The sequence below is a fragment of the Kamptonema formosum PCC 6407 genome (assembly GCF_000332155.1).
GTDB classification, from domain to species: domain Bacteria; phylum Cyanobacteriota; class Cyanobacteriia; order Cyanobacteriales; family Microcoleaceae; genus Kamptonema; species Kamptonema formosum.
In genome coordinates this window covers 546,005-566,977 of the sequence record NZ_KB235904.1, presented here as the reverse complement: position 1 = coordinate 566,977, position 20,973 = coordinate 546,005, and the positions used below count along the sequence as shown (strand labels likewise).

Below are 20,973 nucleotides of genomic sequence, written 5' to 3'. Positions count from 1 at the left end.
ATCCTCCCCATCTTCCCCATCTCCCCCATCCTCCCCATCTTCCCCATCTCCCCCATCCTCCCCATCCCCCCACCTCCCATCCCCCCATCTCCTCCTTTAACCTGCCAGAATCCAAACAGTCCTGTATGGTAAATTTGTCAGCTCAAGCTGTTCTCATACCTCTGAGACTAATTCACCATGTCAATTAGTTCGCTTCCTAAAGCTCTCCGCGCCCTTGTTAAAGCAAAACAGACCTTTGCTCTGCATCCTGACCGTTCCAGCCGCTCATACCGTGTTGGTCGCGTGTACCAGTGGTTTAAGTGGTTGGCCCCTGGATTGCTGGTGAAACGCTGGCTGCTTTTAAGTGCGGGGGGCGTAATCCTCACCAGTCTGGGCCTAGCGATTTGGACTGGAATGACCCCAATTTTTTACACCCTTCAGTTCCTCAAACATTTTTTGGGATGGATTACGGCCGTCGTACCCAATTATATCTCCGGCCCACTGATGCTCATCGGGGGTATTCTTTTCATCCTTTGGGGTCAAAACCGTAGCTTGAACTCGATTACAAGCGTGCTGATGCCAGAAGGGGACGAGGAATTGGTCGATCGCCTTCTCAATCACCGCCGCTTGCACCGAGGGCCGAAGATTGTGGCGATCGGTGGTGGTACAGGTCTTTCTACTTTGTTGAGGGGACTTAAAGATTACAGCGCTAATATTACAGCGATCGTCACCGTAGCAGATGACGGCGGCTCTTCTGGGCGATTGCGCCGGGAAATTGGGGTTTTGCCACCGGGAGATATTCGCAACTGTTTGGCAGCTTTGGCAGATGAAGAAAAGTTATTAACTGAATTGTTTCAATATCGGTTTCGGGCCGGTGACGGTTTAGTTGGTCACAGTTTTGGGAATTTATTTTTAACGGCGATGAGCGATATTGCTGGAGATTTGGAACAGGCGATCGCAGCTAGTTCTAAAGTCTTAGCCGTTAGAGGACAAGTACTCCCTGCTACTCTCAGCGACGTTCATCTGTGGGCGGAATTAGCCGACGGTCGCAGAATTGATGGCGAATCCAGCATTACAGAAGCTAATGGTAAAATTCTCAAAATTGGCTGCACTCCGGCTAATCCTCCAGCATTGCCAAGAGCTTTACAAGCAATTAAAGAAGCTGATTATATTATTATTGGCCCTGGTAGTCTCTACACGAGTGTAATTCCGAATCTTTTAGTATCTGAAATCGCAGAGGCGATCGCATCTCGCCAAGTTCCCCGCATTTATGTCTGCAACATTATGACCCAACCCGGCGAAACTCAAGGATATACTGTCGCCGACCACATCCGCGCTATTGATAACGCCTGCGGTCAACAGCTATTTGATGCAGTAGTAGTACAACGCAAAGTTCCTTCTGCAAAAGCCATAATTCGCTACTCTCTAGAAGGCTGCAATCCAGTTATTTTAGACCGCGAGGAAATCACGAGATTAGGACGGAGAATAGTTTTCACTAATGTTATGGATGAAGATGAGAAAACTGGTTTAGTGCGGCACAATTCTCAGCGGTTAGCAAGAGTCCTGTTACGATGGTACAGCAAGGCTCAAAATAATTAATTGGACTTGGAATGTAGCTTTGAGTTAGAAACATAGACAATTCCTTGACAATTCCTTTGTACTCAATAACTGTTATCGGGGCTTGAATATGAAAATCTCTCTGCCAAATGCTGAGGCCACGCGCTGTTTAGGGATGGCATTGGGGAGATCGCTCCCCCCAGGTAGCGTAATTTTATTAGAAGGAGATTTAGGTGCGGGCAAAACTAGCCTAGTTCAAGGAATCGGTGCAGGATTGGGAATTAAAGACTCGATTGATAGTCCCACTTTTACCATAATTAATGAGTATTTAGATGGTCGCGTTCCTCTTTATCACTTGGATTTGTATCGATTGGAAATTAGGGAAGTGGAGACATTAAATTTACAAGCTTACTGGGAAGGGATAGAAATGCCTCTGGGAATTGTGGCCATTGAATGGGCAGAAAGGTTACAATATAAACCTGATAATTATTTGCAGATTTGTTTGACTTATCAGGATCGGGGGCGGCAAGTTGAGATAGTTGGGATTGGAGAATTAGCGGATTTTAAATTGGAGATTTGAGATTTTTTATTTGTTTCAAGTTTACCATTAAACAAACAATCCCATGACTGATATCTCCAATCCCAACCAACCCTTTGACGACTCACAACTTAGACAACTTCGAGCAGCTTATGTCGAAGAAGTAAAGGCTCTAACATCAATAGTTACAGAACTTCGGGCGGTTGGGAGAACTGATGAAGAGATAGCCATAGAGGTATATAGACTGCGGCGAGAGATTGGGGTAAAATATAAAGACCTAACTCCACTTCCACAACGAGAAGTAATTTACAGGCGGAATCTTGAACTGTACGGTAATGAGCTCGGCCCTACTTTTGAGTATCTCCGCAATATACAAAATAAGACTTGGGAGGAAATCATTGAGAGTGCCACGAGAACAAATCCCCAATACAATCGACGATTTGGTGTAGAAAAAGAGCAAAAAAATGAAAATTAGACAAGTTCCCCATTACGTCAAACCTGACGAGTTAATGATAGTTGTCGAGACAGAAGATGAAAACGAATCATGTCTCGAGCGACTTGAAAAAATTTTCATAGAAAATTTTTCAGCCATCAAAACTGAAGAATTAGTTATGGGAATAGACCAAATTTACATAGACTTCAAGATTGAAGACCGTCTAGTGACATTAGCATGGGATTCTATGGCAGGCATTTCTATTCATTGCGATCTTCCTGAGCTCAGAGAGAAAATTTTTAAACACTTACAGAGAATTAGTCCCCAAAATCTCAGCCCAATTATCTCCAATGTATAAACTGTATTCATGCTTAATCTGGATCGAATGTCAAGGCTTTTCCCCTAACATTTGTATTCAATTTCCCTTGTTCATAAACTACTTGACCTCCCACGATAGTCACGCTCGGCCACCCAGTCAAATTCCAGCCTTCAAAGGGACTCCAACCACACTTTGTCAATAATTCTTCCCGCAAAACAGGGCGATAATTCTCTAAGTCTACTAACACTAAATCCGCATCATAACCAGCCGCGATCGCACCCTTATTCGGAATCTTATAAGCCTTAGCTACAGCCGCAGACATCCAGTTAGCAACTTGGGCAACTGTACATTTTCCCTCCATAGCTTGCGTCAGCATTAAAGGCAAAGAAGTCTCAACTCCAGGCATCCCTGAAGGCGTATTTGGATAAACTTTAGCCTTTTCTTCTAAAGTATGGGGTGCGTGATCTGTGGCGATAAAATCAATTACGCCGTCCAGTAAAGCTTGCCAGAGAATTTGGTTATCTTGCGGCGATCGTAGAGGCGGATTCATCTGAGCTAGCGTCCCAATTTGCTGATAAGCACTTGTATTTAACAACAAGTGTTGTGGCGTAACTTCTGCCGTTACCCAACTCGGTTTATCTTCACGCAATAACTCGGCTTCTTCCCCAGTCGATAAATGCAGTATATGCAGCCGTCTTTGATATTTATGCGATAATTTTAAAGCCAACTTAGTCGCTAATAAAGCCGCTTCATTGTCCTGAATTTGTGAGTGGATAGCAGGATCTATACTTCCTGCAAATTCCTGCCGCCTTTGTTCAATTCTAGCTTGGTCTTCAGCATGAACGGCAATTAACCGCTTGCCATTACTAAAAATTGCCTCTAACTTCTCTTCCCCACCCACCAATAACGGGCCGTGCATCGAACCCATAAAAATCTTAATCCCTGGTGTCGGATGAGCATCTAGTAGATCGGGCAAATTTTCAGCAGTTGCGCCGATAAAAAAACCATAATTAACTAAACACTTTTCAGCGGCACGCCTGAGCTTATCATCTAAAGCAGCTTGAGTAGTAGTCAGCGGCCGCGTATTTGGCATTTCTAGAAATGATGTCACGCCACCCTTTGCACAAGCACTGCTAGCTGTAAACAAATCTTCCTTGTGTTCTAACCCTGGTTCTCGGAAGTGTACTTGCGGGTCAATAACTCCTGGTAACAAAGTTAAACCATTCGCGTCTATTTCTCTGTCAACACCTCCATCAAGGCTAGGGATTTCAGACGCGACTTGGACTATTTCTCCACCGCATATCCCAACATCGCCCGTCATCAACTCACCGTTAGGTAAAAGGATACGAGCGCGGCGAATAAGCAGGCTTGACGGTGTTGGCATAATTTTGAGCTAAAGTTAATTGTTAAGGGTTAACAGTTAACGGTTAACGGTTAACTGTTAACTGTTAATTGTTATAATTTATAGTATTCACATACAAATAGCAATAGAATTGTCCAGAGGCAGGTGAAAAAGTCCTGTTACGGTCTTTCATCTCTGAACTAAAGTTCAGAGGGTTTTCATGCCATTCTGTTATAATTTGTACCCAGTCCAGTCATTAAAAGCTTATGCCTCGTCCAGACAAGCCAGCAGCAGATGATAATTCCTCTCAAGACCGCGAAAATCCCTGGATAGAAGGACTCAAGACGATTGGCTTAGCAGCAGTCTTGGCCTTTGGCATCCGTACCTTAGTTGCTGAAGCTCGCTACATTCCTACAGGCTCAATGCTGCCAACGTTGCAGATTAACGATCGCCTGATTATAGATAAGCTGAGTTACCGCTTTCAAGAGCCGGAACGGGGAGATATTGTGGTATTCATGCCTCCCGACTCTGCGAGTCTGTGTACGGGACAGCCACCCCCACTGAAAGATGCTTATATTAAGCGAGTAATCGGACTACCTGGAGAACAGGTGGAGGTTAAGGAGGGAAAGGTCTACATCAATAATCAGCCTATTCAGGAAAAGTATATTGAAGAAATCCCGCATTACCCCTATGGGCCTGCGATCGTACCCAAAAATTCTTACTTAGTGCTCGGCGACAACCGCAATGCTAGCTGTGACAGCCATTACTGGGGTTTTGTCCCTAGCGGCAATATCATCGGCCGTGCAGTTGTGCGTTTTTGGCCTCCTAATCGTGCTGGATATGTAAATCCCGATCCTCTCTATCCCACTAAAACGAAATAGTTAACTGTTAACTGTTAACTGTTAACTGTTAACTGGTAATTGATAATTGGTAATTGATAATTGGTAATTGGTAATGGCTAATCCCTCCTACTTACCTTCCCCATCTCCTCCCTCTCCCCCATCTTCCCCATCTCTTCCCTAGCCTCTAGCCCCTAGTCCCTAGCCCCTAACCGCCTTGGCGGTTCCATGTTTTCACAACTTTGCCGATAAGTTGTTGACCTAACCAAGGGGTATTTACAGAGAGGGATTTGAGGCTTGCCTGTTCGACTTTCCAACTCTGTTGAGGGTTAAACAAAGTCAATTCCGCAGAGATTCCGGGTACTGCGACGGCGGGAGTTTGTCTGATACAAAGGGATGGCCCTGCACTTAAAACCCGCCACAATTCCAAAGCAGACAATTGGCCTGTCTCAACTAATTTATGCCACAGTAAAGACAATGCTAATTCTAAGCCGATCGCCCCTGGGGGAGCATCTGCAAAGGCAACGGTCTTTTCTTCATAAGTATAGGGACTGTGGTCAATAGCGATCGCATCGATCGCTCCCTCCTTCACCCCTCGAATTAACGCTAATTGGTCATCAGGATTACCTAAAGGTGGTTCTAAGCGTAAACTAGGGTCATAAGGAAAGGAAAATCTCCCCCACTCCCCATCTCCCCCGCTCCCCTGCTCCCCCGCTCCCCTGCTCCCCATCTCCCCCGCTCCTCCGCTCCCCCACTCCCCAATCCCGGCGATCGCATCCGTATTTAACAATAAGTGCATCCAAGTTGTACTCGCAGTTACAGGTAATCCTCGTTTCTTAGCGGTTTTAATGAGTTCGACACTGCGATCGCAAGAAACGCGCATAATATGGACAGGAGTACCCGTCGCCTCAACTAATTCCAATAAAGCTGCTAAAGCCGAAGTTTCTGCGATCGCGGGATTTCCGGGCAAACCCAAAGTAATTGACTGCACTCCCTCACGGGCAGCCCCATTTCCTGCTAATCTGCGATCGCACGGCCAAAAAGCCACAGGCAAATCAAAAGGCTTCACATATTCCAACAAACGTCTCACTAGAGCCAGATTAGACAGCGGCAAACCATCAGTAAACCCGATTACCCCCGAATCCGCCAAATCTGCCAGCTCTGCCATCTGTTGCCCTTCTAAACCCAAGGTAAGAGCACCCCAGAATTGGATTCGAGCCTGCGGATTGGAGACTTTAGATTTTAGCAAAGCTAAACCCCCCGGACGATCTAACGGCGGTGTCGTCGTCGGTAAAATCGCCAACCGCGTAAACCCACCAGCCACCGCAGCTTTGATTAAAGATTCCAGAGTTTCCCGTTCTTCAAACCCCGGTTCCCCGCTGTGGCTGTAAATATCCACCAATCCAGGCCCTAAAATTAGACCTTGGCATTCCCGTACTTGAGTATCTGGCGGCCAGTCAGAAATACTTTCCTGAATTGTTTTAATATCACCGTTTGCGATCAGAACATCAGCAATTTTATCGGTTCCAGAAACGGGATCTAACACCCGCACTTGTTGCAGCAGTTCACAATTCATAATAGCACTTGTTAGTTGTTAGTTGTTAGTTGTTAGTTGTTAGTTGTTAGTTGGTAATTGCTAATTGCTAATTGCTAATTGCTAATTGGTAATTGCTAATTGCTAACTATCCATCTCCCCCATCTCCCTCATCCTCCCCATCTTCCCCATCTTCCCCTTCTTCCCCTAATCCTGAGCATCGTAGCCCCTAACCCCTAACCGCTGAAAGCGGTTGAAACCGCATCTACACAGACGAAACCCGCCTACGCGGGTTACAATTATTTCTACAGTCCGCGCAGGCGGACTTTGTTCGTGTAGCGGCGATTTCAATCGCCCAATAGACTTTTCCCTCTTCCCTAGCCCCTAGCCCCTAGCCCCTAGCCCCTAGTTAAAATTTACAGAGCTCCTGCGGCAGTTTTGTCAAGGATACCTCCTGACAAGTGAGTAGTAATATTCATCGCTTGCAACACCGGTAGACCCTCTGGGCCATTGGGATAATCAATTACAGTGACGGCCCCATTTCCCTGCTTAAACTTCCAAAAATGCTCCGGTTCTAAGCCAAACAAATGACAGAGAATAGCTTTATTAATCGCGTCGTGGGCGACAACAATGCCAGTACCAGAAGCAGAGGCAACGATTTTTTGCCAAGCTGCGATCGCTCTTTCCCAAACTTGCTGCAAATTTTCTCCTTCTGGCATTTGCACATTTTGGGGAGCCGTTTTCCACTCATCTAAAAGACCCGGATAGGATTGCTCAATTTCACTTTCAAACTTTCCTTCCCAAAGTCCATGACTAATTTCTCTGAGTTCATTATTTAGCTGCAATTCTATCTCTGGATGATGTTGCAGGATAATCTCAGCGGTTTCCTTCGGGCGCAGCATGGAACTACTAATCGCAAAATCTAGTTTAACCTCTTTGAGAAACTCAGCAGCCCGCCGCGACTGTTCTCTACCATTGTCATTGAGAGGAACATCAATTTGTCCTTGAAACTTGCCAGCTTTATTCCAGTCGGTTTCGCCGTGACGCACTAGCAACAAACGCGGGCCGTGATGATTTTCCCTGGGTTTAGGGAAAATTTCGCCAACGTGGGAAGTGAGATTCATTGATTCTAGCTGGACTGCACCTAAATCCCCAGTAGCTAACGGGGGTGCAAAATTCAGAACAGTTATACCGCAGTTAGATTGCTGGATGGAATGGTAGTAAGCAGGGGGAATGCCCAAGGCAGTACCGATTAAAGCGCGGTTAATACCATTGTGGGCTACTACTAAAATTGTGCCTCCGTTGTGGCGGGGCAGAACATCTTGCCAAAATCGGCGAGCACTTTCAAAGACTGCTAATACGGGAAAGTATTCGATTTGTCCTTCATTTGATGACACCACCATCGAAAATTTGTCTGGTTTTTCTTGCCAGCAGCGGTAGTCTTCTGGGAATTTGTCTAGTACATCTTGGCGTAACATCCCTGCCCAGAGGGGCAAATCTATTTCCATGATTTGCTCTGTTGCCTGCAAAGGGGGTGGGGTGTCAAAGCAGGAGAGGATGATTTCGGCTGTTTGTTTTGCCCGTTGCAAGGGGCTGCAATAGGCACTTTCAAAGGCGATAGATCCCAGTATAGCGCCTACTTGATTGGCGGCAGTGCAGCCTTTTTCTGTCAATACGGATTTATCGAGACGGCCTTGGATGCGGCGCTCTTTGTTGAAGCTGCTTTGGCCGTGACGGACTAGGATTACGCGGGTACTCAGGGTTCATCCTCCAAGTGAGCGGCTGGGACGGGGAAATAATTCTATACCAGATTTTACCTGTTGAGGGGACTATTTTTTAGTTTTTTTGCCGGTGATGGGCGGGGATGGGTTGCGCGATAATTCCATAAATTAGGTATATTCAGACAGATTTTGTGCTGAAATACGGTTAACAGAGGCAAGCTGGAGAATCCGATGACAGAAAAGCGGTCGATTTTAGAAACAGTGAAACGGTTGATTTTAGTAATTTTAACCGTAGGGGCGATCGCCCTTGTCGGCCTATCCTTACTCCAAAGCTGGAATCAGCCACAAATTCAAAGCCGACTTGAACTATACCAGACCAACTTACTGCTCCACGCTGCGGAATGGCAAGGAGAAAATAGCTCTAGTTCTAATCTAACCACTGCCCGGACAACTCTCGTCGGTGATGAACCCTTCAAAGCAGCTTTGAAGCAATATCAAGAAGCTCAACAATCTGCTAAAACGACTCTAGAAAAGAAATTACAGGAGTTAGCTAATCCCGAATTACAGCTAGCTAACCGCCAACAGTTACAAGCTGAGATTAATAGCTTAAAGCGTTTGAGTGCTGAACTTGGCGTAAGATTGGGATTATTGCAGGTACAAAATGGCACAACGGATGCTGCTCTCAAAACTTGGGAAGATGTAATTAAGGGAGAAGGCGAGCGGATTTCTACCGATGAGTCGGCGGAAACTGCTAAAATTTTAGCAGGTCTTTGGAGTAACCCAGCTCAATTGTTCCCCGATGCACAGCCGCAAATTCAAAAGCATTTAGATGGCTGGTTTCGCTACAGAGCGCTGAGTCAATTATATCAATTGCAGGAACGTTCCCAGGAGTTGCGATCGCTACAAGCATCTGAGCAATTTATCGCTCAACAAGCTGTAGGAAAATTAGCAATTGTAACTGGTATTCCAGGGTTGGGATTTTTAATCGGTATCGGGTTACTGGTATTTTTAGGGATTCAATGGTTGGTGTCTCGAAAACAGTCCGATCCGGCAAATCCTGCTTCTGGCCCAATTCTGTTACGCAATGGAAGTTTAGCTTGGGATACCCCTTGGGATGGGGAAACTATTTGGGAAGTTCTCGTTTTCGGCTTCTTCTTTGTGGGGCAAATCTTAATCCCTTTGTTAGTACCTTTAGCCTTAGCATTCCTTCAGCTTAATCCTACTACCTTTGATGCCCGCACTAAGGCTTTTTATATTCTTGCTAATTATGTATTGTTGGCTGCTGGAGGAATTTTGGTACTTTTCCTCTGTGTAAAACCGTTTTTGCCCCTACCTAAAGGTTGGTTTGAAGTTAAATTAGGAGGAAGTTGGTTTTTGTGGGGCTTGGGAGGCTATTTTGTCGCGCTGCCGTTGGTGATTTTGGTATCCCTAATTAATCAGCAAATATGGCAAGGTAAAGGTGGGAGTAATCCCATTTTACCGATCGCATTGGAAAGTAAGGATGGGATAGCTTTAGCGGTGTTTTTCGCTACGGCATCGATCGCGGCCCCACTTTTTGAGGAAATCATCTTTCGAGGGTTTCTGCTGCCTTCTCTGACTCGCTACTTGCCTATTTGGGGGGCGATCGCCCTTAGCGGATTCGTGTTTGCGATCGCGCACTTGAATGCTTCGGAAGTTCTACCGTTGGCGACTTTGGGCATGATTTTGGGGTTTGTTTACACGCGATCGCGCAACCTCCTAGCTCCCATGTTACTTCACAGCCTGTGGAATAGCGGCACTCTCCTCAGCTTATTTATCTTGGGTAGCGGCACAACTTGAATCACAAGAGTTAGACTAAGGGAATAAATGTAAACTTTTGCGTTTTTTCCGAAAAACCTATGCTAAAAGTGTAGCTGCAACTGTTCAGCAACTTGACCCCTTGCTAATTTTTGTGTAAATTTTAGTAAGGATGAGGCAGCAAAATCATGAGTAATGTAGATAGTCGCAAGTTTGAAGGAAAATCCACTTGGATGCGTCTGTTGCCATACGCAGCATTAGGCATTGTAGTATTTTCTTTAAACTCAGCCAGCGACCTCAATTATTTCTTGAAAGGCTACTTGGTGCTGCTTGAAGCTCAAGCTGGTATAGTTTTAATATATTTTTTGATGTCAAAACTAGCCAGAAGTAAGAAACGTTAAAGTAGTAATGGCGAAGCATGACCGTCGATAATTTATTAGCGATCGTCAAAGATTTGCTACCGGAATCGCTTACGCCTATACATAATATTTGCAAAAATGGGATAGTCCCAACTAAAATCGGTACTGTTATAGCAACCGCCAGGGCGGTTAGGGGCTAGGGGCTAGGGGCTAGGGGCTAGGGAAAGAAGGGAAAGAAGGGAAAGAAGGGAAGAGAATCAATGGTTTGATCCATGAGCGAGTGTCCTAACCGTTGTGGCGGTTGCTATACCTAGCTTGAATGTTAAAATGTGAGGCAAGAGGTAAAAACGATGAAAGATAAAAGTGTAGCGATTTTACTAACTTTCTTTTTAGGGGGAATAGGGATTCATAAATTTTATTTAGGGTACAACTTTGCGGGAGTATTGTACTTGCTTTTTTGTTGGACATTCATCCCAGCAATTATCTCATTTTTTGACTTTATCGGCTTAGTTTTGATGTCAGATCAAGCATTTCAGGCTAAATATAACGGCGGCAGCTTGCCAGGGGGTGGGAACTCATTAAGATCGGCTAAAGATGTAACTGGTGCTTTAGCAGACCTGAAAAAACTTTATGATATGGGTGCGATCACAGCAGAAGAATATGAAGAGAAACGCCAAAAACTTTTGAAAGATTTGTAAGAAGGGGCTAGGGGAAGAAGGGGCTAGGGGCTAGGGGCTAGGGTAAGAGGGTTAGAGTGGGGAGAACAAATCCGATCCCAATGAAGAAAATAAGCTAGGGTTAGAGGGTTAAAGAGTCAGGGGAAGAGGGAAATAGAATCGATGGTTTCAGCTATAAGCGAGTGTTCTAACTGTCTTGGCGTTTGCTATAAAACTAAAAGTTGTTAAAGGTGGATTGAAAGTGTCGCAAGATTCCTTGTTACAGCAAGTGCCGAAGTGGGTTTGGTGGTCTTTTTTCCCCGGTTTCGGAGGACTCGCGATCGCCTATGCAGGTCAAAAATCTAACACTCCTAGCTGGGTTGCTGGTGGTGTAGCTTTGACGATCGCAGCATTAGCATTATCTTCAACCAATCTATCAGCGATCCTATGGCTGGCTCAAATTGTCACTGCCTTCTCTTTAAAAAAGCGCTATCTGATCAAGACTTCTCCCAGAAATTTGCTAATTCCTCAAGATGAAAATACTGCAACATTGATTGCGAATATTCGTGGTAAAATAGATATTAACGATTGTTCCAAAAACGATATTGTCAACGTTTTGGGATTGCCGATTGTCTACGCGAACGACATAGAATCATTGCAGAATGAAGGATATATTTTTACCCATTTAGAGGAACTCTCAGAAATCGCGGGAATTCCAGAGAGTCAGGTGAAACGGATCGCGCCAATGGTGACATTCAGCTATGATTACAAAAAAGAAGCCCTTTTAACTTGGAAGCGCTTAAATATACTTTCAGGAGAAGAACTAATTGATTGCGGTATTGAACCAGCAGTTGCCAAAAAAATCTTTGAAGAAAGGCGGCGAAAAGGGGAATATAAATCAGTAATGGATGTCAAGCGACGGACGGGATTACCATTTCATAGTTATCGCGATATTGTATAAGATTTTTAGGCTGTTTTCTGATCGATGATACAAAAGATTTCACGTTTATGAAGTACAGTAGGGACTTAGGCTTTTGCCCACCATCTAAAAAAGATATTAAACTGCGAGAAAATCTCATGCAATCTTCCCCAGAAATCCTAGCAGATTCCTCACCCCCAGAAATAATTACTCTTGATATTGGAGGTATGAAATGTGCAGGTTGCGTAGCTGCTGTAGAAAGACAGTTAAAACAGCAACCGGGCGTAATTTCTGCCCGCGTCAACCTGGCAACTGAAGTGGCTGCAATTGAGGGCAAAGCGGGAGTTGTTGATGCAGTTGCCATTGCTAAAAAGTTAACAGATACGGGATTTCCAACTCAGCCGCGCTATGCTGAGCATCAGCAAGAACAATTAGCTGCGATCGTTGAACGTCGCCGCCAAGAAATTAGACAGCAGATTTGGCAGTTGGCGATCGCACTTACCCTGATCCTACTATCCGGTTTAGGCCATCTAGTAGGAACAGAAACCCCAATTTTCAGCAATATCTGGTTCCATTGCGGCCTAGCGACTGCGGCCCTACTATTCCCCGGACGCGCTATCTTAATTGATGGGTGGCGTGGACTATGGCGCAATTCCCCCAACATGAACACTCTCGTAGGCTTAGGTGCTTTTACAGCCTACAGTGCCAGCGTCATCGCCCTCTTATTTCCGCAGATGGGATGGGAATGTTTCTTTGACGAACCAGTAATGCTTTTGGGCTTTATTTTATTAGGAAAAACCCTGGAACAACAAGCCAAAAGACGTGCAGCATCGGCCCTTCAAGCTTTAATTTCCCTACAGCCAGCAACGGCCAATTTAGTTGCTAAACCTCAAGAAAACACAGGTTCAGAGGAAAATTCCGAATTACCCCTTACCCTGCTAACAGTTGAAATTCCAGCCGATCGCGTGCGTGTAGGAGAATGGTTGCAGGTATTACCGGGGGAAAAAATTCCCGTAGATGGCGAAGTTTGTAAGGGTACGACGACGGTAGATGAGTCAATGCTTACTGGTGAGTCTGTAGCCGTTTTTAAACAGAGAGGAGATGCAGTTGCGGCGGGTACGCTGAATCAATCTGGGGCGATCGTAATGCGGGCAACTCGCACTGGTAAAGAGACAACTCTAGCCCAAATTGTAGCTTTAGTAGAAACTGCCCAAACTCGGAAAGCACCTATTCAATATTTAGCTGATACTGTCGCTGGCTATTTTTGCTATAGCGTAATGACGATATCTACTTTAACTTTCCTATTTTGGTATTTCGCAGGGACTCATATCTGGCCGGAGGTACTTTTAGAACATACGGCCATTAGTATGAACCATGCGGGGATGAATATGATTCAGGGCCCGCTGTCGCCAGCGTTATTAAGTTTGAAGTTGGCGATCGCAGTTTTAGCGATCGCTTGTCCTTGTGCTTTAGGACTCGCTACCCCTACTGCTATTTTAGTTGGTTCTGGTATGGGGGCGGAACGGGGTTTATTAATTAAAGGTGGCGATGTTTTGGAACGGGTACACCAACTCGATACTATTATTTTTGACAAAACTGGAACCCTGACTACAGGTAGTCCGAAAGTAACGGATTGTATAGCGAAGGAAGAAGGAAGAAGGAAGAAGGAAGAAGGAAGAAGGAAGAAGGAAGAAGGAAGAGGGGAGGAAGAAGAAGGAAGAGGGGAGGAAGAAGGGGGGAAAAATGAAGAATTGCCGATTTCTGATGCTCAATGGTTGCTACAAATTGCGGCTACGGTAGAAAGTGGTACTTCTCATCCTTTGGCTGAGGCGATTTTGCAGGAAGCTAGACAGCAAGGTTTATCTCTGCTTTTGGCTGAGGATTTCTACACGGAACCGGGTTTAGGGATTTCGGCTTTGGTAGAGGGCGATCGCGTACTTGCAGGTAATGCCGACTGGTTGAGGCAATATGGCGTGTTCGCAGAGATGTCTTCGCTCACCTCTCTCGAAGGCAAAACTTTGGTTTATGTGGCTGTAGCAGGCGTTTTCGTGGGGGTAATTGCTGTTAGTGACACTCTCAGACCTGATGCTAAAACAACTATAGAGAAGTTGCGAAGTATGGGATTGAGGGTAATGCTGGTGACGGGCGATCGGCGAGAGGTGGCTTTCGCGATCGCGCAACAATTAGATATCGGGTCTGATGATATTCTCGCAGAAGTTAGACCCCAAGGTAAGGCAGATGCGATCGCCGCTTTGCAAGCTGAAGGTCATCAAGTAGCAATGGTGGGAGATGGTATTAATGATGCCCCCGCTTTGGCTCAAGCAGATGTCGGGATTGGGATGCAAGCAGGTACAGATGCAGCAGTAGAAACTGCTCAAATAGTCTTAATGCGAGATACTTTAGGTGATGTTGTCGAATCTATTTACCTAAGTCGTCTTACTTTCAACAAAATTAGGCAGAATTTGTTTTGGGCTTTTGCTTATAATATCTTGGGAATTCCCATCGCGGCTGGCATTTTGCTCCCAACTTTCGGTCTGGCACTTAGTCCCGCAGCAGCAGGTGCTTTTATGGCTTTTAGTTCTGTAAGTGTTGTGACCAACTCTTTGCTACTACGCCAGAAAGTAATTAAAAATTAAAAATTAGAGATCCTATTTTTAATTTTTAATTATCTAGATTCCCATGCTTTCAAGGAGTTGCCAGTGACGGTTCTTAACGATCAACTCACTCACAAGCTCGAACATTTGACGGCAGTGATTGTTAGATTTCAGCGGCAGTTCCTCATTTTTTATTACTAAATCCATGCGGACTTCTGATTGAGAATTTGAGCTTTTATCAATGAGAACTTCCGCAGTGACAAGTTTAGGAATAGAAACTTGACCAGGTAGTTCGCGAGCCATCAGATAGTCTCCACTATCGTAGATAATATCAAGATCGCAAGAGACTAAAATCTCGATTACTAATTGCCGGAGGCGTTCAATAGGAACGGCGACGATAAAGAAACCAGTATAGCGAGCCATAGGAAACTCCAGGCGTGAGGCATCAAACCTCCCCATCATATCGAAGAAGACAGAGAACTACAGAGCAGTAACAATGTATTGGGGCATGAGGATAAGAAAATGGACGGTAAGTTAATTGTATTTGAGGGGGTCGAAGGGAGCGGAAAAACAACGCAAATCGAGCGATCGCGGCTTTGGTTGTTGTCAAAGGAGAACCATTGCAAAGTTCCACAAATTGTGGTGACTCGCGAACCAGGAGGTACGGATTTAGGGAAAGGGTTACGAGGGTTACTATTGGAGTCAGGGGGGGAAAATATCTGCGATCGCGCGGAATTACTGCTATACGCGGCGGATAGAGCTCAGCACGTCGAGGCTGTACTCAAACCTGAGTTAGCGAAGGGGTCGATAGTTTTGTGCGATCGCTTTACTGACTCAACGATCGCTTATCAAGGATATGGTCGCGGTTTGAGTTTGAGTTTAATTAACCAACTCAATGAAATTGCAACGCTGGGGTTACAAAGCGATTTAACTTTGTGGCTGGATCTTGAGGTAGAGGTAGGTTTGCGTCGCGTGAAGCGTCGGGGAGTAAGCGATCGCATTGAGCAAGCTGATTTAGAATTTCATCGGCGGGTACAGCAAGGCTTTGCTGACTTAGCTACTGCAAATCGCGATCGCATTATCCGGGTAGATGCTAATCGTAGCGAAGAGGAAGTTTCAGAGGAAATTCATCATATTTTCACCCGCAAGTTAAAAGATTGGGGATATAATTGTTAGTAGTTAGTAGTTAGTAGGTAGTTGTTAGTGGTTAGTTGTTAGTTGTTGGCTCTTAGTTGTCATTGCGAGCGCAGCGAAGCAATCGCAATAGCTTAAACTCAATTCTAGGGTTGATACAAGTTAATTGAGCGGAATTGTACTTGAATTGGCTAAGGATGACACACAATATCTGTCTAGCGACTTACAGACCTTGCGATTGCTTCACTTCGTTCGCAATGACAGAAGCTAATAACAACTAACTAACTAATAACAACCCAAAATTAACAATTAACAACTAACAATTAACAACTATAATGAATTATTTTGCACCAATCATCAGTCAAAATCAAGCAGTAGAATTGTTAACTCAGGCAGTTGCTAAAAATCGAATTGCTCCTGGGTATTTATTTGCTGGTACTCGCGGCGTAGGGAGAAGTTTAGCAGCTCAGTGTTTTATTGAGCTTTTATTCTCTACTAACTTTGGCGATACAAAAGCAATCGCTACTCTCCAAAAACGCATACAAGAACGCAATCACCCCGATTTGCTCTGGATAGAACCAACTTATCTACATCAAGGTAAACGATTATCAGCAAAAGAAGCAGAAGCCGCAGGATTGAAGCGAAAAGCACCGCCGCAAATTCGCTTAGAACAAATTCGAGAAATCGGACAATTTCTCGGTCGCCCACCCTTAGAAGCATCGCGATCTGTCGTAGTATTAGAACAGGCAGAAACAATGGCTGAAAGTGCAGCAAATGGATTACTTAAAACTTTAGAAGAACCGGGAAAAGCGACGCTAATTTTAATTGCCCCTGGCTTTGAATCTTTATTGCCAACTTTAGTATCAAGGTGTCAACGAATACCGTTTTATCGGTTAGATAAAAATGCCATGAAGCAGGTATTACAGAAAACTGGAAATCAGGAAATTGTATCACATCCAGAGATCATGGCAATGGCTCAGGGAAGTCCCGGCGAAGCAATAGAAATTTGGCAGCAACTTGGGGATATTCCTGAAAATTTGCTGCGGAAGGTGCAGCAGCTACCTGAGAGCATTCGGGAAGCTTTGGAATTAGCAAGAGAAATTGATAAAAATTTAGATTCAGAAGCTCAATTGTGGTTAGTAGATTATTTGCAACATTGTTACTGGAGGCAATTTTTGTCAGGAGAAATCAGAAAATCTCCCGTTCAAATATTAGAGAAAGCGCGGCAATATTTACTTGGTTATGTTCAGTCAAGATTAGTTTGGGAATGTACGTTGATGAGCATGATTAATTAGAAAACCTACCATTATTATTCGGACTGAAATTCCCGATCCAGAAAAGATACCGATCCGCATTAAAGATCATGGTGTAGGTATAAGTGAGTCAGTACGAAATAAGATATTTGAGCCATTTTTTACTACGAAGCCGATCGGCAGTGGTACAGGTTTGGGGTTGTCAATTAGTTATTCGATTGTGGTGGAAAAACACGGCGATCAATTGACTTGTAATTCAACTTTGGGTGTGGGTACTGAGTTTGCGATCGCGCTTCCGCACCACTCAAGATCGCGCCAATATTGAAAAAGTAACGAGAACAAACTTTGAATTGGAAATGATACAAAAATTAATCAATCCGACACGAGCTCACCCCAAAATTCCCCGACCATTCTTTGCAAATTCATCAACAGTTTGCTGCGATAACTCGTGAACTGCCATCGCCTGCAATACGTCAAATGGTAGCGTCAAATGGTTTGCACCCGCTTGTAAAGTTGCCACTGCTTCTGCTGGTGATTTCACACTCGCGGCCAAAATCTCCGTATTGCTTCCCCTGAGTACACTTGCCATATCCCGCACTAAGGCGAAACCGTCCCCTAAAAGCCTGGTGGCGCGATTCACATAAGCGATCGCATATTTAGCCCCCGCTGCTGCGGATACCGCCGCCTGCGACGCACCGTATATCGCCGTCACCGCACAAGGAATCTCCGGCGACAAATAGGCCACTGTCTGGAAACCCGCCGCCGTCGCCGGAACCTTGAGCACGGTTTGCCGTCCAATTAATGCAAATGCCGCTTTTCCTTCTGCTACCATACCCTCAAAATCAGAGGCCATAAGCTGATAATATATCTCCCCAGAAATCAGTTGTGCCAGTTTCTGAAGTGTCGTATCTGGTGGTAAATTTGTCTTCGCTAAAAGTGTGGGATTAGTAGTAATTCCCGATATCCAACCGAACTTACTCGCTGCTTGAGCTTCAGATATAATAGCGGAATCTAGATAAATTGCCATTTTTTGTTTGCCCCTCAGTTTTGCAGTTGCCAAACTCTGAATTACCGCTAGAGAGTACGGTTGAATGATTGGCTAGTGAATTTAACTATACCAGTATTGGTCAAAAATTAGGATTAAGTAAAAATAAGATTTTAGTGATATGGGTCACTGAGAGTTTAGAGAATTGTCACGGTATCCATAAATTTTCATCACCAAATACCGGATAGAAATAGAGCATCATTGTAGATAGTGGTATGTCTGGAAGAACTCAAGGAGGTGGTTCCGACTATGACCACAGAACTAAATCAAATACCGATAGTTAGCTTACCGGAATCTTGTGCAAAATCTCAGTTAGAAGACTCAGCGGAAACCGCCCAGGAATTACCTATGACTATTCAACCGACAACCGTAATTGAAATCATTGAATCTGCCCAAAACGAGCGTGTGAAAGCTTTTGCCCGTTTAGCGATGACAAGTTTAACTTGGGCTCTGGCAGATATCGCAACCGCCAAGGCGGTTAGGGGCTAGGGGCTAGGGAAAGAAGAGGAAGATAGGGGAGATGGGGGAGGTGGGGGAGATGGGGGAGATGGGAATAGAATCAGCGAGTTTGGTGGAACTCAAAATGTCTTAACTGTCAAGATATTTGTCTTACATTTTTAATTACGATCTTCTATTCCTGGAATCCCCTCAAATGACCCCATAAAAGTGGGTTTTGGACGAGTAATGTGAACCTCCCAGAGCGCCTTGACCACTGCAAATACCTCGCGCACGCTATACTGAATCATAGAATTATTTCGGAATTTTCCCCAATCAGGTGTTCCTAAACCCACTGCTTCTACCCCTAACGCACGGCAAGTGTAAACAGCGCGTGGTAAGTGATAAGATTGCGTAATTAAAACGGCTTGTTTCACACCAAAAATTTCTTTCGCCCGATAGCAACTTTCGTAAGTGCTGAAGCCTGCATAATCCAAAGTGATATCGCTGTTTGGTACACCTTTTTCCTCAGCGTAAATCATCATTGCTTTCACCTCATTGTAGTAAGGGCTGCTGTTATCTCCTGTCATTAAGATTTTGCGAATACGACCCAGTTTGTATAGATCGACGGCTGCCTGCACTCGATCTGCTAACATTGGGGAAGGTGTGCCATCTGCCCAGACTCCGGCTCCAAAAACGATGGCAACATTTTCAGGGGGAATATTGGCAGGATCGTTGTAGCGGTAGGAATTGGTAAATATTTTTACATAATAGTTTAACCCTATCGGTGTTAGGATTGCCAACCCTATCAATAACAAAAAAATAGAGCGCCCTTGCAGTAAAAACCATTTAGATAGCATAGAATCAAAGGTTATCAGTAAAAGGCAAAAAGTAGAATTAGAAACGGGATTTATGTAATTTTCCCAAGACTGAGATTGATTTTTAGGTACATAGTTGCGCTTGTCTGTCATTTCATATAATACCATTTCTCTAAAACTCTGCTACAGCCAGCGGGTTTGGTGGGCGCTCGCAACTTCGAGCTTGTTACTTTCATCGATAGATGGTTGAGGCGAGCGCCCACCCTACATTATTTCTATTTATAGTTTTAATTTGCGTCTATTCCTATGGCCTCAGAAATACAACTCAAACCTCTTTCTTCCAACTTTTGTAACAATCCCTCTAAAATCCGCCGCACCATCCAGGGCCCCTCATAAATCCAACCAGTATAAACTTGAATTAAACTTGCCCCAGCCGCGATTTTTTCCCAAGCATCTTCAGCGGTAAAAATACCGCCCACGCCAATAATTGGCAATTGGCCTTGAGTTTGCTGCCAAATAAACCGTATCACTTCTGTAGAGCGATCGCGCACGGGAGTACCGCTAATCCCTCCAGCTTCTTCGCTTATGTGTTTGCCCGTTTGCGGCAATATTTGAGTTTTGAGTCCATCGCGGCGGATAGTAGTATTAGTAGCGACAATACCTGCGAGTTCGTAGGTTTGAGCTAATTTAATGACAGATGCGATCGCCTCCCACTCCAAATCGGGCGCAATCTTGACTAAAATTGGCTTAAGAGCGCGATTTTCCTGTTGTAATCCCTCTAAAATTGTGCTTAATTGGTCGGCATCTTGAAGCGATCGCAGCCCTGGCGTATTAGGTGACGACACATTTACCACAAAATAATCCCCCCAATCCTTGAGCAACTTAAAACTCCCTAAATAGTCTGTCGAAGCCTCTTCTAGGGGTGTCACCTTAGATTTACCAAGATTGATCCCTAACGGGAATGGGGAACTCTTGAGCAGGGGAGCAGGGGGGCGGGGGAGCAGAGGAGATGGGGGATATGAGGGAGATGAGGAAGTTAAATCCTCCCTATCCTCCCCATCCTCCCCATCTCCCCCGCTCCCCTGCTCCCCTGCTCCCCCGCTCAAGAGTTCCCCCGCTCCCCCGCTCCCCCGCTCCCCTCTCCTCAATCCTTCTAAGCGAGTTGCGATCGCGACTGCGCCTTGATTATTAAACCCCATACGATTTAAGACTGCACTATCCGTCCCCAAGCGAAACAAGCGAGGGCGAGGATTCCCCGGTTGAGCTTGCAAAGTTACAGTGCCCATTTCCGCAAAGCCAAAACCAAAGCTTTCCCAAATACCAGCCCCGAAAGCATTTTTATCAAAACCCGCAGCCAAACCCACAGGATTTTTAAACCTCAGTCCCCAGAGGGTTTGTTCTAGACGAGTATCTTTCTTACCCAAAGATTGCTCTAATTGAACTAGAAGCGGACGCACTGGCCCACTACTATCAGCTTTACCCAAAAAGTCGATTATTTCCATCAGGCGATCGTGCAGCCACTCAGGATCGGCTTTTAATCCAGAAAATAAAAGAGGGCGTAGAGCCAATTTATAAATATCCAAGTTATCTATCCTAGAGTAATTAAGTCAGCAAAAAGTAAGTAAAAATAAAAAATGAAAGAAAAATAGCCCCAAAGTATTAATTCTACTATTAGGTATTATTGCTAATCATTATTATTCGTTCTTACATTTTTAATTTTCA

Annotated in this window: 21 protein-coding genes; 14 read left to right on the top strand and 7 right to left on the bottom strand. The window is 44.8% G+C overall.

Going from position 1 to position 20,973, the window contains the following annotated elements; genetic code table 11:
• Positions 1-177 precede the first annotated feature (177 nt).
• The 4 genes from OSCIL6407_RS0119445 (at position 178) to OSCIL6407_RS0119430 (ending at position 2,865) form a co-directional block, all read left to right on the top strand.
• On the top strand, positions 178-1,578 hold the full coding sequence (locus tag OSCIL6407_RS0119445) for a gluconeogenesis factor YvcK family protein (RefSeq protein ID WP_007353072.1): 1,401 nt from the start codon (positions 178-180) through the stop codon (positions 1,576-1,578).
• Positions 1,579-1,666: 88 nt separating this feature from the next.
• Positions 1,667-2,116, top strand: coding sequence for a bifunctional alanine racemase/tRNA (adenosine(37)-N6)-threonylcarbamoyltransferase complex ATPase subunit type 1 TsaE (locus tag OSCIL6407_RS0119440; protein ID WP_007353071.1), 450 nt, complete (start codon positions 1,667-1,669; stop codon positions 2,114-2,116).
• Positions 2,117-2,159: 43 nt separating this feature from the next.
• Positions 2,160-2,549, top strand: coding sequence for a hypothetical protein (locus tag OSCIL6407_RS0119435; RefSeq protein ID WP_007353070.1), 390 nt, complete (start codon positions 2,160-2,162; stop codon positions 2,547-2,549).
• Positions 2,539-2,865: a hypothetical protein gene (locus OSCIL6407_RS0119430; protein ID WP_007353069.1), complete on the top strand. Its 327-nt coding sequence runs from the start codon at positions 2,539-2,541 to the stop codon at positions 2,863-2,865. Before OSCIL6407_RS0119435 ends, OSCIL6407_RS0119430 begins: the two co-directional genes overlap by 11 nt.
• A gap of 13 nt (positions 2,866-2,878) precedes the next feature.
• Here OSCIL6407_RS0119430 and OSCIL6407_RS0119425 read toward each other — a convergent pair whose 3' ends face one another.
• Positions 2,879-4,210 carry a dihydroorotase gene (locus OSCIL6407_RS0119425; RefSeq protein ID WP_007353068.1) on the bottom strand — a complete coding sequence of 444 codons (1,332 nt, stop codon included), beginning with the start codon at positions 4,208-4,210 and terminating at the stop codon, positions 2,879-2,881.
• Positions 4,211-4,434: 224 nt separating this feature from the next.
• Between OSCIL6407_RS0119425 and lepB the strand changes: the two genes are divergently transcribed.
• Positions 4,435-5,049, top strand: a complete 615-nt coding sequence (gene lepB / locus OSCIL6407_RS0119420; protein WP_007353067.1) for a signal peptidase I — start codon at positions 4,435-4,437, stop codon at positions 5,047-5,049.
• Positions 5,050-5,215: 166 nt separating this feature from the next.
• Here lepB and OSCIL6407_RS0119415 read toward each other — a convergent pair whose 3' ends face one another.
• Positions 5,216-6,583 (bottom strand): dihydroorotase, encoded by a 1,368-nt coding sequence (locus tag OSCIL6407_RS0119415; RefSeq protein ID WP_007353066.1) that lies wholly within the window; start codon positions 6,581-6,583, stop codon positions 5,216-5,218.
• Positions 6,584-6,957: 374 nt separating this feature from the next.
• Positions 6,958-8,301: a histidine phosphatase family protein gene (locus OSCIL6407_RS0119410; RefSeq protein WP_026103784.1), complete on the bottom strand. Its 1,344-nt coding sequence runs from the start codon at positions 8,299-8,301 to the stop codon at positions 6,958-6,960.
• A 192-nt stretch (positions 8,302-8,493) separates the two neighbouring features.
• Here OSCIL6407_RS0119410 and OSCIL6407_RS0119405 point away from each other — a divergent pair, with 192 nt between their 5' ends.
• The 5 genes from OSCIL6407_RS0119405 to OSCIL6407_RS0119385 all read left to right on the top strand — a co-directional run bounded on the left by OSCIL6407_RS0119405 (position 8,494) and on the right by OSCIL6407_RS0119385 (position 14,608).
• Positions 8,494-10,080 (top strand): CPBP family intramembrane glutamic endopeptidase, encoded by a 1,587-nt coding sequence (locus OSCIL6407_RS0119405; RefSeq protein ID WP_007356391.1) that lies wholly within the window; start codon positions 8,494-8,496, stop codon positions 10,078-10,080.
• A 146-nt stretch (positions 10,081-10,226) separates the two neighbouring features.
• Positions 10,227-10,439, top strand: a complete 213-nt coding sequence (locus tag OSCIL6407_RS0119400; RefSeq protein ID WP_007356390.1) for a hypothetical protein — start codon at positions 10,227-10,229, stop codon at positions 10,437-10,439.
• Positions 10,440-10,747: 308 nt separating this feature from the next.
• Complete coding sequence (locus OSCIL6407_RS0119395) at positions 10,748-11,095, top strand: NINE protein (RefSeq protein WP_007356389.1); 348 nt, start codon at positions 10,748-10,750, stop codon at positions 11,093-11,095.
• A 220-nt stretch (positions 11,096-11,315) separates the two neighbouring features.
• On the top strand, positions 11,316-12,014 hold the full coding sequence (locus OSCIL6407_RS0119390; protein WP_007356388.1) for a helix-hairpin-helix domain-containing protein: 699 nt from the start codon (positions 11,316-11,318) through the stop codon (positions 12,012-12,014).
• A gap of 116 nt (positions 12,015-12,130) precedes the next feature.
• Positions 12,131-14,608, top strand: a complete 2,478-nt coding sequence (locus OSCIL6407_RS0119385) for a heavy metal translocating P-type ATPase (protein WP_026103783.1) — start codon at positions 12,131-12,133, stop codon at positions 14,606-14,608.
• Between the two features lie 33 nt (positions 14,609-14,641).
• On the opposite strand, the gene OSCIL6407_RS0119380 is transcribed toward OSCIL6407_RS0119385, so the two are convergent.
• Complete coding sequence (locus tag OSCIL6407_RS0119380) at positions 14,642-14,989, bottom strand: hypothetical protein (protein ID WP_007356311.1); 348 nt, start codon at positions 14,987-14,989, stop codon at positions 14,642-14,644.
• A 99-nt stretch (positions 14,990-15,088) separates the two neighbouring features.
• Between OSCIL6407_RS0119380 and tmk the strand changes: the two genes are divergently transcribed.
• The 3 genes from tmk (at position 15,089) to OSCIL6407_RS32795 (ending at position 17,278) form a co-directional block, all read left to right on the top strand.
• On the top strand, positions 15,089-15,742 hold the full coding sequence (gene tmk, locus OSCIL6407_RS0119375) for a dTMP kinase (RefSeq protein ID WP_007356310.1): 654 nt from the start codon (positions 15,089-15,091) through the stop codon (positions 15,740-15,742).
• Between the two features lie 293 nt (positions 15,743-16,035).
• Complete coding sequence (locus tag OSCIL6407_RS0119370) at positions 16,036-16,995, top strand: DNA polymerase III subunit delta' (protein ID WP_007356309.1); 960 nt, start codon at positions 16,036-16,038, stop codon at positions 16,993-16,995.
• Positions 16,991-17,278, top strand: a complete 288-nt coding sequence (locus tag OSCIL6407_RS32795) for a sensor histidine kinase (protein WP_083811316.1) — start codon at positions 16,991-16,993, stop codon at positions 17,276-17,278. The genes OSCIL6407_RS0119370 and OSCIL6407_RS32795 overlap by 5 nt, the downstream gene beginning before the upstream one ends.
• Positions 17,279-17,341: 63 nt before the next feature.
• Here the strand turns inward: OSCIL6407_RS32795 and OSCIL6407_RS0119365 are convergent, their stop codons facing one another.
• Positions 17,342-17,980, bottom strand: coding sequence for a transaldolase family protein (locus tag OSCIL6407_RS0119365; RefSeq protein ID WP_007356307.1), 639 nt, complete (start codon positions 17,978-17,980; stop codon positions 17,342-17,344).
• Between the two features lie 267 nt (positions 17,981-18,247).
• On the opposite strand from OSCIL6407_RS0119365, the gene OSCIL6407_RS0119360 reads away from it, so the two are divergent.
• Positions 18,248-18,487 (top strand): hypothetical protein, encoded by a 240-nt coding sequence (locus tag OSCIL6407_RS0119360; protein WP_007356305.1) that lies wholly within the window; start codon positions 18,248-18,250, stop codon positions 18,485-18,487.
• Positions 18,488-18,615: 128 nt separating this feature from the next.
• On the opposite strand, the gene OSCIL6407_RS0119355 is transcribed toward OSCIL6407_RS0119360, so the two are convergent.
• Both OSCIL6407_RS0119355 and OSCIL6407_RS0119350 read right to left on the bottom strand, forming a co-directional pair.
• Positions 18,616-19,419, bottom strand: coding sequence for a SanA/YdcF family protein (locus OSCIL6407_RS0119355; RefSeq protein WP_007354621.1), 804 nt, complete (start codon positions 19,417-19,419; stop codon positions 18,616-18,618).
• Between the two features lie 119 nt (positions 19,420-19,538).
• Positions 19,539-20,834 carry a quinone-dependent dihydroorotate dehydrogenase gene (locus OSCIL6407_RS0119350; protein WP_019487564.1) on the bottom strand — a complete coding sequence of 432 codons (1,296 nt, stop codon included), beginning with the start codon at positions 20,832-20,834 and terminating at the stop codon, positions 19,539-19,541.
• Positions 20,835-20,973 lie beyond the last annotated feature (139 nt).

Excerpts from the sequence above, each read along its gene's own strand:
- OSCIL6407_RS0119440 (WP_007353071.1), top strand. The coding sequence starts at position 1,667 with ATGAAAATCTCTCTGCCAAATGCTGAGGCCACGCGCTGTTTAGGGATG.
- OSCIL6407_RS0119365 (WP_007356307.1), bottom strand. The coding sequence starts at position 17,980 with ATGGCAATTTATCTAGATTCCGCTATTATATCTGAAGCTCAAGCAGCG.
- OSCIL6407_RS0119370 (WP_007356309.1), top strand. The coding sequence starts at position 16,036 with ATGAATTATTTTGCACCAATCATCAGTCAAAATCAAGCAGTAGAATTG.
- OSCIL6407_RS0119395 (WP_007356389.1), top strand. The coding sequence starts at position 10,748 with ATGAAAGATAAAAGTGTAGCGATTTTACTAACTTTCTTTTTAGGGGGA.
- OSCIL6407_RS0119425 (WP_007353068.1), bottom strand. The coding sequence starts at position 4,210 with ATGCCAACACCGTCAAGCCTGCTTATTCGCCGCGCTCGTATCCTTTTA.
- OSCIL6407_RS0119380 (WP_007356311.1), bottom strand. The coding sequence starts at position 14,989 with ATGGCTCGCTATACTGGTTTCTTTATCGTCGCCGTTCCTATTGAACGC.
- tmk (WP_007356310.1), top strand. The coding sequence starts at position 15,089 with ATGGACGGTAAGTTAATTGTATTTGAGGGGGTCGAAGGGAGCGGAAAA.
- lepB (WP_007353067.1), top strand. The coding sequence starts at position 4,435 with ATGCCTCGTCCAGACAAGCCAGCAGCAGATGATAATTCCTCTCAAGAC.
- OSCIL6407_RS0119445 (WP_007353072.1), top strand. The coding sequence starts at position 178 with ATGTCAATTAGTTCGCTTCCTAAAGCTCTCCGCGCCCTTGTTAAAGCA.
- OSCIL6407_RS0119400 (WP_007356390.1), top strand. The coding sequence starts at position 10,227 with ATGAGTAATGTAGATAGTCGCAAGTTTGAAGGAAAATCCACTTGGATG.
- OSCIL6407_RS0119405 (WP_007356391.1), top strand. The coding sequence starts at position 8,494 with ATGACAGAAAAGCGGTCGATTTTAGAAACAGTGAAACGGTTGATTTTA.
- OSCIL6407_RS0119360 (WP_007356305.1), top strand. The coding sequence starts at position 18,248 with ATGACCACAGAACTAAATCAAATACCGATAGTTAGCTTACCGGAATCT.
- OSCIL6407_RS0119415 (WP_007353066.1), bottom strand. The coding sequence starts at position 6,583 with ATGAATTGTGAACTGCTGCAACAAGTGCGGGTGTTAGATCCCGTTTCT.
- OSCIL6407_RS0119435 (WP_007353070.1), top strand. The coding sequence starts at position 2,160 with ATGACTGATATCTCCAATCCCAACCAACCCTTTGACGACTCACAACTT.
- OSCIL6407_RS0119355 (WP_007354621.1), bottom strand. The coding sequence starts at position 19,419 with ATGGTATTATATGAAATGACAGACAAGCGCAACTATGTACCTAAAAAT.
- OSCIL6407_RS0119430 (WP_007353069.1), top strand. The coding sequence starts at position 2,539 with ATGAAAATTAGACAAGTTCCCCATTACGTCAAACCTGACGAGTTAATG.
- OSCIL6407_RS0119385 (WP_026103783.1), top strand. The coding sequence starts at position 12,131 with ATGCAATCTTCCCCAGAAATCCTAGCAGATTCCTCACCCCCAGAAATA.